Source organism: Acidimicrobiales bacterium (genome assembly GCA_036273495.1).
In the GTDB taxonomy this organism is placed as follows: domain Bacteria; phylum Actinomycetota; class Acidimicrobiia; order Acidimicrobiales; family JAJPHE01; genus DASSEU01.
This window is the reverse complement of the sequence record DASUHN010000380.1, coordinates 1-9,646: the sequence shown is the minus strand read 5'-3', so window position 1 is coordinate 9,646 and position 9,646 is coordinate 1. Positions and strand designations below refer to the sequence as shown.

The 9,646-nt window shown below is 74.5% G+C and carries 7 protein-coding genes; 3 read left to right on the top strand and 4 right to left on the bottom strand.

Translation table 11 applies throughout. From position 1 onward, the window contains the following. From VFW24_16595 to VFW24_16585, 3 genes are all read left to right on the top strand, one after another. Positions 1-2,277: transglycosylase domain-containing protein (locus VFW24_16595; GenBank protein ID HEX5268389.1), on the top strand; the 2,277-nt coding region annotated here is incomplete at its 5' end. A 44-nt stretch (positions 2,278-2,321) separates the two neighbouring features. Beyond that, positions 2,322-3,095: a methyltransferase domain-containing protein gene (locus VFW24_16590; GenBank protein HEX5268388.1), complete on the top strand. Its 774-nt coding sequence runs from the start codon at positions 2,322-2,324 to the stop codon at positions 3,093-3,095. Between the two features lie 69 nt (positions 3,096-3,164). Further along, positions 3,165-4,598, top strand: a complete 1,434-nt coding sequence (locus VFW24_16585; protein ID HEX5268387.1) for a CHAP domain-containing protein — start codon at positions 3,165-3,167, stop codon at positions 4,596-4,598. 7 nt (positions 4,599-4,605) lie between these two features. Here VFW24_16585 and VFW24_16580 read toward each other — a convergent pair whose 3' ends face one another. From VFW24_16580 to VFW24_16565, 4 genes are read right to left on the bottom strand one after another with little or no spacing between them, the layout of a single operon-like run. Beyond that, entirely contained in the window at positions 4,606-5,523 is a 918-nt protein-coding gene (locus tag VFW24_16580; protein HEX5268386.1) for an SDR family oxidoreductase, read from the bottom strand. Positions 5,524-5,564: 41 nt separating this feature from the next. Beyond that, a complete protein-coding gene (locus tag VFW24_16575) occupies positions 5,565-7,316 on the bottom strand; it encodes an MFS transporter (protein ID HEX5268385.1) in 1,752 nt (583 codons plus the stop codon). Continuing rightward, positions 7,313-7,765, bottom strand: a complete 453-nt coding sequence (locus VFW24_16570; GenBank protein HEX5268384.1) for a MerR family transcriptional regulator — start codon at positions 7,763-7,765, stop codon at positions 7,313-7,315. Before VFW24_16570 ends, VFW24_16575 begins: the two co-directional genes overlap by 4 nt. 31 nt (positions 7,766-7,796) lie before the next feature. Beyond that, the gene (locus tag VFW24_16565) at positions 7,797-9,266 is read right to left on the bottom strand and encodes a transposase (GenBank protein ID HEX5268383.1); all 1,470 of its coding nucleotides are present in this window, start codon (positions 9,264-9,266) and stop codon (positions 7,797-7,799) included. Positions 9,267-9,646 lie beyond the last annotated feature (380 nt).

Here is a 9,646-nt window from a genome sequence, read left to right as displayed (position 1 = left end):
GCTCCCCACCGGTCGGCGGCCCGGGCGTGGCTGGCGATGGCCGGGGGCGTGGCGGGCGTGGCGCTGGCCCGGGCCTCGGTGGCACTGGCCCGGGTCGCGGTGTGGTCGGCCCGGGCCGCCTTCCGGGGCGGGCGGGAGGGAGCCGTCACGGCGGTGGCGACGACGATGGCCCTGGGCCGGGGGGCCCGGCGGGCCGGGCGCACCCGGCTGGCGACGGTCGGGCGCCTGCGGATAACCGGGGCGCTGGTGGCGGCGGTGGTCGTGGTGGTGGCGGTGGCGGCGTGGCCGGCCAAGGTGGCGGTCGGGGTGCTGTCGGCGGCGGTGGCGGCCCGGAGCGCGCCGGTCGACCTGCCCCCGCTGGCCCAGGGCTCGGCGGTCTACGACGCCGGCGGCGGCCTGATCGGGACGTTCCACGCCGACGACAACCGCGAGCCGGTGGCGCTGTCGGCGGTGAGCGAGCCGATGGTCGACGCCGTGGTCGACACCGAGGACGCCCGCTTCTGGAGCCACGGGGGCGTGGACCTGCGGGCGATCCTGCGGGCGGTCAAGGTCGACGTGGGGTCGGGGGCGGGCCGCCAGGGCGGCTCGACGATCGCCGAGCAGCTGGTCAAGAACCTGCTGCTCCCCAACCGGGCCGACGACCTGCGGACCAAGGTGCAGGAGGCGGTGCTGGCCAACCGGGTCGAGGGGCGCATCGGCAAGCGGGCGGTGCTGCGCGCCTACCTCAACACCGTGTACTTCGGCGAGGGCGCGTACGGCGTTCAGGCGGCGGCCGAGACCTACTTCGACGAGCCGGCGTCGCGGCTCGGCCCGGCCCAGGCCGCCCTCCTGGCCGGGCTGATCCAGGACCCCAACGGCTACGACCCCCTGCACCACCCCGGCGCGGCGGCGGCCCGGCGCCACACCGTGCTCGGCCTGATGGGGACGGCCCACCACCTGAGCCGGGCCCAGGTCTCGGCCTCGTCCGGCGTGCCGCTTCCGACGACGGTCCACCTGCCCCCGTCCGGGCACGGCTACTACCTCGACGCCGTGCAGCACGAGCTGCTGGCCGACCCCCGGCTGGGCCGCACGCCCCAGGACCGCTACCGGGAGCTGTACTACGGCGGGCTGCGCATCCGCACCGGCCTCTCCCCCGCCCTGCAGACCGGGGCCGAGCAGGCCGTGACCAACGGGGTCCCGGGCAGTTCCCTGCCGCTCAGCGCCGCCCTGGTCGCGGTCGAGCCCGGCACCGGCACGGTGCGCGCCGTGGTGGGGGGAAAGAGCTACGCCACCTCCCAGTTCGACGCCGCCACCGCGTCCCCGGGACGGCAGACCGGTTCGGCGTTCAAGATGTTCACGCTGGTGGCGGCGCTCGAGGCGGGGTACTCACCCCGCGACGTGATCGACGGCTCGGGCCCGTGCTCGATCCCCAACCCGGGTGGGACACCGGACCCCTGGCGGCTGTCGAACTACGAGAGCGAGAACTTCGGGACCATCGACCTGACCACGGCCACCGCCCACTCGGTGAACTGCGCCTTCGGCCGCTTGGCGGTCATGGTCGGCCTCCCGAAGATCGCCGAGGTGGCCCACCGCATGGGGGTGACGGCGCCTCTGGCCGTGGTCCCGTCCATGACCCTCGGGACCAACGACGTGCCTCCCCTGCAGATGGCGGCGGCGTACGCCACGCTGGCCGACGACGGCGTGTACCACCGCCCGCACTTCGTGACCGAGGTCGACCGCCCCAACGGCCGGCCCCTCCTGCGCAACAACAGCGGGGGTCAGTCGGTGATCACCCCGCAGGTGGCGCGCGAGGTCACCGCCGTGCTCCAGCAGGTCGTGGTCCAGGGCACCGGGACCGCCGCCGCCCTGCCCGGCCGCCAGGTGGCCGGCAAGACCGGGACGACCGAGCAGTTCCAGGACGCCTGGTTCGTCGGGTACACGCCGCAGCTGGCCGCCGCGGTGTGGATGGGGGACCTGAGCGGCGAGGTGCCGATGACGAACGTCGGGGGGATCTCGGTGGCGGGCGGGACCTACCCGGCGCGCATCTGGAACGCCTTCATGGCGGGGGCCCTGCAGTCGGTGCCGCCGGCGCCGTTCACCGCCGCCGACCCGGCGTCGGTGCCGCCCGGAGTGGTGCTGGTGTCGGGCCGGCCCCGGGGCGCCGGACCGGGCGCCGGGCCGGCGCCGGGATCGTCGACCCTCACCACCACGTGGTGCTGGTCCTCGTGCGGGCGGGGGGCGCCGCAGCCCGGGGCGCCCCCTCCGGCCCCACCGGCCCCGCCGGGAAAGAAGGGTTAGGCGCTGCCGGCGCTCTCTGGGCCACTTGTATTAGACCTGTCTGAGTGAACACCACGTCGACCTGGGACCCGGGCCAGTACAACCGCTTCGCGGCCGAGCGGGAGCAGCCCTTCTGGGACCTGGGCGCCCTGCTCGAGCCGGTCCCCGCCCCGGAGGTGGTCGACCTCGGGTGCGGGGACGGACGGCTCACCGCCGCCCTGCACCGCCGGCTGGGGGCGGCCGCCACGACCGGGGTCGACTCCTCGCCGGAGATGCTGGTGGGCGCCGCCGCCCACGCCGGCGACGGGGTGAGCTTCTCCCCGGGGGACATCGCCGCCTGGGCGGGCCGGGACCTCGACGTCGTGTTCAGCAACGCCGCCCTGCAGTGGGTCCCCGACCACGCCGGCGTGCTCGGGCGCTGGACCGCCGCCCTCCGCCCCGGCGGCCAGCTGGCCGTGCAGATGCCGACCAACGCCGACCATCCCTCCCACCGGGTGGCCCGCCAGCTGGCGGCGGAGTGGCTCGGGGAGGCGGCGCCGGCCGACCCCGTCGAGCAGAACGTGCTGGTGCCCGAGGCCTACGCCGGCCTGCTCCACGCCCTCGGCTTCGAGCGCCAACACGTGCGGCTCCAGGTCTACGGCCACGTCCTGGCGGCGACGGCCGACGTGGTCGAGTGGGTGAAGGGGACCTCGCTCACCCGGTTCAAGACCGTCCTCGACCCCGCCGACCACGAGCGCTTCGTCGACGAGTACCGGCGCCGCCTGGTGGCCGAGCTCGGGGACCGGAGGCCGTACTTCTACGCCTTCAAGCGCATCCTCCTCTGGGGCCGCCGGCCCTGACCGCCCCGCTCAGGATCCCCCCACCGGGCGCCGATGGAGAAGCGAACGGCGGACGAGGGAGCAGGTCCATTGGGCGAAGCGGCTGGGCACACATCACGACGGCGCCGCCCCGTCGTCCGCGGCTGGACGTTCCTCCTGGCCTCTCTGTTCCTCGTCTCCGGTGTGGCGGTGGCCCGGGCCGCACCGGGCGGGGCGGCGGCGGCCACGACCGCCGCCCGGATGGCTCCCCACACCGCCGGCTCGGGCTGGAGCGGACCGGGGGTGTCGGGCTTCGGCGACGCCGTCAACGCCGGCGGGATCGGCGGGATGCGGATGGCCGCCCCGGCGGTGGCCCTCGCCTCGGACACGACCGGGCGGGGCTACTGGGTGGCCGCCGCCGACGGCGGGGTCTTCAGCTACGGGGACGCCCCGTACCGCGGGTCCCTCGGCGCCCTCCACCTGTTCGCCCCGATCGTGGGGATGGCCGCCACGCCCGACGGCGGCGGCTACTGGCTGGTGGCGATGGACGGAGGGGTGTTCAGCTTCGGCGACGCCGTCTTCCGCGGCTCGCTGGGCGGGATCCGGCTGGCCCACTCGATCGTCGGCATGGCCGCCACGCCCGACGGTGGCGGCTACTGGCTGGTGGCGGGCGACGGTGGCGTGTTCACCTTCGGCGACGCCGGTTGGTACGGCTCGCTCGGCGGCCGGCACCTGTCGGCGCCGGTGACCGGCATGGCCGCCACTCCCGACGGGCACGGGTACTGGCTGGTGGCCGGTGACGGCGGCGTGTTCACCTACGGCGACGCCAGGTGGTACGGGTCGGCGGCGGGAGCGGGGATCAACGCCGAGGTGGTGGGGCTGGCCCCGACCGCCGACGGCGAGGGGTACTGGCTGGCGGCGGCCACGGGCGGCGTCCTCACCTACGGGGACGCCGGGTTCCACGGACCGACCCCGAACCTGCCCCCCTTCTCCCCAACCGCCGCCATCGCGGGCACGCCGGATGGAGGCGGTTACTGGCTGCTTCGCCCCGACGAGGGGGACAACGTCTTCAGTGACCCGTCGCCGGCCGGCGCCCCGCTCGGCGCCGCCGTCGCCGTGGCGGCGAGTCAGCTCGGCCCCGCCACGGTGTCGGGCGCCTACTGCAACGCCTACGGGCCGTGCGAGCCGTGGTGCTCGTTGTTCGCCACGTGGGTGTGGAACACCATCGGCGTGCCGATCCCCCGGTTCCCCTTCACCGGCAGCGTCGTCGGATGGTCGGCCCAACACGGCGCCGTCCTCCCACCCACGGCGCGGCCCGCGCCCGGTGACGGGGTGATGTTCGGCACCGGCCCGCAGAACGCCTCGACCTCCCAGCACGTGGGCGTGGTGGTCCAGGTCTGGCCCGACGGGGCCATCGTGACCGTCGAGGGGGACTCCGGGCCCGAGCCCGCCGGCCACTACGCGGTGACGATCGACGGCCCGTTCCTGCCCGCCGAGGCGGCCACTTCCGTCGGCATGCCGGTCTACGCCTTCGTGCGCCCCTGACGTTGCGCTAGTCGGGGATCCGCCCCGCCAGGGCAGCGTCGACGGCGTCGTCCCCGTAGCGGTGGCGGGCGATCTTCTCGAGGGACGGCGCCCGGCGCAGCTCGTTGCCGCCCTCGATGGCCAGGCTCTGACCGGTGATCCAGCTCGACTCGGGGCCGGCGAGGAACCGGACGCCGGCCGCCACGTCGTCCGGGGTACCGGTGCGCGCCAGCGGCTTCTGGCGGATGAACTCGTCGACGATCTCGGGGTCGGAGAAGATCATCGAGATGTTGTTGCTGGGCGTCCGGGTCAGGCCGGGGCGCACGGCGTTGACGCGGATGTTGTGCCGGCCGAGCTCGTCGGCGGCCACGCGCACCATGGCGTCCAGCCCCGCCTTGGCGGCGCAGTAGCCGGCGAGGAACGGCCAGGACATGGTGGCGGAGTCCGACGAGATGCACACGATGGCGCCGCCGCCGGCCGGGACCATGGCCGGCACCGTGTGCTTGATGGCGAGGAAGCTGCTCACGATGTTGCGCCGGAGCTGGTCGAGCAGGTCGGCGTCGTCGAGCAGGAGGAGGGGAGCGATGACGCCGCCTCCGACGGTGGCCACGCAGATGTCCACGACCCCGGTCGCGCTCTTGGCCCTCTCGACGGCGGCCTGCACGTCGCCGGAGCTGGTGGCGTCACCGGCGATGACCTCCACGCGGGCGTCACCTTCGAGGGACGCCCGGATCTCGGCCGCCACGGCGCGCAGCCTCTCCTCGTCACGCGCCATGAGGGTCACGGCGGCGCCGTCGCGCGCCAGGAAGCGCGCGCACGCACTCCCGATGCCGCCCGATCCTCCCGTGACCAGCGCCGCCTTCCCCGCCAGGGGGCCGTCGTTCATCCCGCTCCCTTCTGTGCCGTCGCGTAGGGCCGTCGGGAACATGGTCACCCCGAACTTCACGACGCACGGTACCCCGGCGCCGGTTCAGGAGGGCCGGGTGCTCAGGACGATCGGGGTGATCCGGCCGGGACCGGCTCCATGTCCATCCGCACGTCCTCGACGTAGCCCGCCGGCACCAGGTGCGGCTCCGGCTCGTCGACGTGGTGGTACTTGCCGCCCCGCAGCCACGACGCCACCGCGGCGACGAAGCACGCCACCGCCGCGAAGTCGAAGGCCTCGTGCAGGCCGGTGCGGAACGGCCCGGAGATCAGCTGCGGGAAGAAGCTGCGTCCGGCCAGGTAGTGGGCATGGGCGGCGGGGAGATGGGCCAGGGTCGGCCCGAGCAGGGTCTGCACCGGGTTGTAGCCGAGGAAGGAGGCGAACAGCGTCCCCACCGGCGGCAGGTGGGCGATGCGGCTGGCCTGGTCGGCGGGCACGCCCTGGGCGGTCAGTCCGGAGTAGAGGGTGTGGGGCAGCGAGCTGGCCAGGCCCAGCACCATGAGGCTGAAGAACAGTCCCATCGACAGCACCATGGCGGAGGAGTTGAACGTGGCGGTCATGCCGGCGCCCGAGCCGCGCTGGTCCGCCGGCAGGCTGTTCATGATCCCGGTCTGGTTGGGGGCGGCGAACAGGCCCATCGCCAGCCCGTTGGCCAGCAGCAGGGCGGCAAAGGCGGGGTACGGGAAGTTCACCGGGAGCACCTCGAGCAGGAGGAAGGTGATCCCGGCGCCGACCATCCCGGCGGTGGCGAACGGACGGGCCCCGTAGCGGTCGGCCAGCTTCCCCGCCACCGGGCCCGAGACGAGGAACCCGGCGGTCAGCGGGAGCATGTAGATGCCCGCCCACAGCGGCGTGCGCTCGAAGCTGTAGCCGTGCAGGGGAAGCCAGATCCCCTGCAGCCAGATGATCAGCATGAACATCAGCCCGCCCCGGCCCAGGGCGGACAGGAGCCCGGCGAAGTTCCCCGCCGCGAAGGCGCGGATCCGGAACAGCGGGAGCCGGAACATCGGGGACTCGACGCGGGTCTCGATGAGCACGAACAGCGCCAGCACCGCCACCCCGCCCACCAGCTCGGCGATGACGGAGGGATTGCCCCATCCCATGGTGTGGCCGCCGTACGGGAGGATGCCGTAGGTGATCCCGATGAGCACGGCCACCAGCCCGACGGCAAAGGTCAGGTTGCCCCACCAGTCGATGCGCGCCGGCGTCCTGATGCCCTGGTCCTGCAGCTTTAGATAGGCCCACACCGTCCCGAACACTCCGAACGGGACCGACACCACGAACACCAGGTGCCACGACAGCGGCCCGAGCAGGCCGCCCACGACCAGGCCGATGAACGAGCCGGCGATGGCCGCCACGTTGTTGATGCCGAGCGCCAGGCCCCGCTCGTCGGCGGGGAAGGCGTCGGTGAGGATGGCGGAGGAGTTGGCCAGGAGGAAGGCGGCGCCGAGGCCCTGGCCGACCCGGCCCAGGATGAGCCACAGCGCCGCGGCCGTCCCGTGCATCCACGTGACCGCCAGCAGTATCGAGAAGGCGGTGAACACGACGAAGCCGAGGTTGTACATCCGCACCCGGCCGAAGATGTCGCCGACGCGCCCGAGGCTCACCACGAGCACCGCCGCCACGACCAGGAACCCCATCAGCATCCACAGCAGGTAGCCGGTGTTGGCGGGCACGAGCGGGTCGAGGCCGATGCCCCGGAAGATGTCGGGCAGGGCGATGAGCAGGATCGACTGGTTGATCGTCGCCATCAGCACGCCGAGCGTGGTGTTCGACAGGGCGATCCACTTGTAGCGGTCGGGGTGCTCCGTCACGGCCGGGACCTCAGCGCGGCGTCGACCCGGGCCCGGCGCTCGGCGATCTCGGCCCTGAACTCCTCCAGCCGGCGCAACTTGGCCTCGACCCGGCCGTCCAGCTCCTCGAGCACGGCCCGGGCCTCGGTGGCGATCCGCAGCCGGTGCTCGGGATCGTCGTCCCGGTGGTACGCGTCCCGCAGCGAGTCGAGGCGGTCCTCGCTCCGGAGCAGCTCGCCGATCTCGGCCAGGTTGAAGCCCATCAGGTCCTGGAGCTCCCGGATCCGCCGCACCCGGGCCAGCTCGTCCGGGCCGTAGAGGCGGTGGCCGCCGGGGCTGAGGGCGGCGGGCCGGACCAGGCCCATCTCCTGGTAGTAGCGCAGGGCCCGTACCGAGGTCCCGGCCAGGCGGGCGGCCTCCCCGATGCCATGCAGGGCGGCGGGGGGCGCCGGGGTCTCCACAAAGCTCACGTTTACGTAAGCTAGCAGTTCACGCCGGCGATCAGGGGACGATGTTGAGGGTGGTGACGGTCGCGAAGGTCAGGGCGCCGAGCAGCGCCGCCTCCAGGACCAGGGTGACGTAGAAGGCGGGCCGGGGCAGGCGGCGGGCCACGGCGACCACCAGGGGGAAGGCCACCAGGAGGAACCGGGGCCGGGCCCCCACCGGGGCCGACATCAGGGCCAGGGCCAGGGCGCCGCCCGCCCAGATCAGCACCACCGCCGGCGGCCGCCACCGCCAGAGGAGCCAGGCCATCCCCGCCGCCACGACCAGCCCCGCCACCCGCACGGCGTTGTCCCAGACCCCGGGGTTGTGCCAGACGGCCCCCGGGTCGTAGAGGAAGTGGGCCACGGGGCGGACGACCGTCCAGTACGGCCCGAAGTGGCCGTTCGACCAGAACAGCCGCTCGGAGTCGAACCAGGCGGTGGGGTCCCCGGTCCGGGCCCACAGGTAGCCGAAGTAGGCCGCCACCCCGAGGGGAGCCAGGGCCGGGGCGGCCAACGCCCGCCACTCCCGCCGTGAGCGCAGGGCGACCAGGGCGGCCCAGCCGCAGCACGCCACCAGGACCAGGCCGGCGGGCTGGGTGGCCCCCGCCAGGGCGGCGGCCAGGCCGGCGACCAGCCAGCGCCGCCGGAGCAGGGCCCACAGGCACAGGGCGGCGCACGCCACGGTGAGGCCCTCGGCGTAGACCAGCGAGAGGACGAAGGCGCCGGGAAACAGGCACCACAGGCCCGCCGCCCGGTCCGCCACCGCGTCCCCCGCCACGGCCCGGGTGACGTACCAGACCCCGGCCACCGCCGCCGCCCCGGTGAACAGGGCCACGATCCACCCCCCGGCCAGCGGGCTGGTCCCGGTCAGCACCGAGGCGGCCCGGGCCAGCACCGGGAACAGCGGGAAGAACGCCATGTCCCCGCCGAGCGGGCTGGTCGGCAGAGGCGGCCCCACGTACCAGTGGGTGGCGATGTGCACGTACCAGCCCGCGTCCCAGACGCTGAACCCGTCGAGCAGGCGTCCCGACGAGGGCACGACCGGCCACAGGACCGGCCCCCGCCGGTTCACCAGCCCTGCCCGGGTGGCGTTGGCGCACAGGATCGCCACCATCACCACGACGCGCGACGCCAGATAGAACCCCATCGGGCGGCGCAGATCGACAGCGGCGGACCGGAGCCGTCGGGCCAGCCGTCCGGCCGGAGCCGGGCCCGGGACCGGAGGGGGGGCGGCGACCGGGCGGGGCTCGGCCTCCAGGACCCGGGCGGCCAGCAGGTCGATGCGGGTCGACTCCGCCTGGCGGACCCACGCGCGCAGCGAGCTGGGGCTCACCCCCACCTCGCGCGCCACCCGGGGCACCACCCCATAGCGCTTGCCCCCCGCCTCCCCGGTGAGCTCGAGAACGCGCTGCACCGCCCGGTCCCGCACCTCGGGCGGGTGCCAGCGACGGGGCGCCGCTCGCTCGGTTCTGGTCGTGAGGGTCATGAGGCCGTCCCGCGTCGAACCCCAGCCGACGGCGGCCCTGGCAGGCGGTGCCAGGTATGGCCGGATTTCTGACCACCCCGCAGTCCCCCTAAACGCCGCCGACCGTTAGTTCCACTTAACTCGCCGGTCCTGGCGCCGACCTTCCAGATGCGGCCCGCGACGGGCGGCGGAGGAGCGGCGGAGCGTGCGACTGCGAGGGAGGCGGGGAAGGGTGCGGCGGCGCGCCGGCCTGGTCCTGCTGGTGCCGGCGGCTGCGATGCTGACCGGCTTCCGGATGCCGCTGCCTCCGACGACGATCGGCGGGGTGACCCGCGTGGCCCAGGTGACCGGGCCCGGCTCCGTCAACGACACCGCCCGGCGCTGGGACGTCTACGGCGCCG